The organism is Parendozoicomonas haliclonae, from assembly GCF_900174585.1.
In the GTDB taxonomy this organism is placed as follows: domain Bacteria; phylum Pseudomonadota; class Gammaproteobacteria; order Pseudomonadales; family Endozoicomonadaceae; genus Sansalvadorimonas; species Sansalvadorimonas haliclonae.
In genome coordinates, this window is record NZ_FWPT01000034.1 from 1 (window position 1) to 1,068 (window position 1,068).

General features: G+C 49.4%; 1 protein-coding gene. It reads left to right on the forward strand.

The features are described from left to right. Positions 1–80: 80 nt before the first annotated feature. Entirely contained in the window at positions 81–1,040 is a 960-nt protein-coding gene (locus tag EHSB41UT_RS24100; protein ID WP_087113426.1) for an IS30 family transposase, read from the forward strand. Positions 1,041–1,068 lie beyond the last annotated feature (28 nt).

Here is a 1,068-nt window from a genome sequence, read left to right on the forward strand (position 1 = left end):
CGCGGATTCATAAACCAAGTGCGACAGGTAAGAGGTAAGCTGCGATATTGATGACTTTCGCTCGGCCGGAGTGAAGAACCATGCAATATCATCAGCTTACCTCCGAAGAAAGGTTTATGTTTTCTTTGCTCAGAAAGCAAGGTTGTAGCGTTTCCGGTATCGCTCAGCAGTTAGGCAGGCACCGGAGTACTTTATACCGGGAACTCAATAGAAATAGTTGTCATCGCACAGACGGTGCGTATCGTCCAAGCAAAGCTCACCGACGTGCTCTGAGTCGTCGATACTATTCCCAGCGCAATACACGATTTTATTGGCCTGAGTACGAGCTGGTTGAGAGCTATCTCAGGGAGCGCTGGAGTCCTGAGCAGGTAAGCGGTTATCTGAGGTTGCACCAGGTTCTGCAGATCAGTCACGAAACGATTTATCGCCATATCTGGCGAGATAAGCGCTCCGGTGGTGATCTTTGGACCTATCTGAGAGGTTCCCAGAAGCAGCGTCGTAAGCGGTATCGTTCCCATGACAGCCGCGGACGCATGGGAGGCAAGCGTCACATCTCAGAACGCCCTAAAAGCATCAATCAGCGCCTGCACAAAGGCCATTGGGAGATTGATACTGTTATGGGTAAAGGCTCTAAGGCCTGCATCGTTACCCTCGTTGAGCGAAAAACGGGCTATACCTTAATCGGTAAAATGCCGAACAGAACGACAGAGGCTCTGAATGACGCTGTGCTGATGCTGATGTGTCGCTACCGATCAGGACGCTTCAAGACGATCACTGCGGATAATGGCACTGAATTCCACCAGTACCAGCAGTTAGAGCATGAAACGGGAGTCCGTTTTTACTTCGCAACCCCTTACCATTCCTGGGAAAGAGGCACGAATGAGAATACGAACGGTTTGATTCGGCAATATATACCCAAAGGCAAGAATATGGCATCGGTCACTCAAAGAGAATGTGATGCCATAGCCAATGAACTTAATCGTCGTCCAAGAAAGAGGTTGGGCTATAAGTCACCCATCCACTGCTTCCTTAACTGTTAGGGTGTCGCGCTTCAAAACTGATACTAGG

Bases quoted from the DNA above. Each gene is read 5' to 3' on its own strand.
- EHSB41UT_RS24100 (WP_087113426.1), top strand. From the start codon at position 81: ATGCAATATCATCAGCTTACCTCCGAAGAAAGGTTTATGTTTTCTTTG.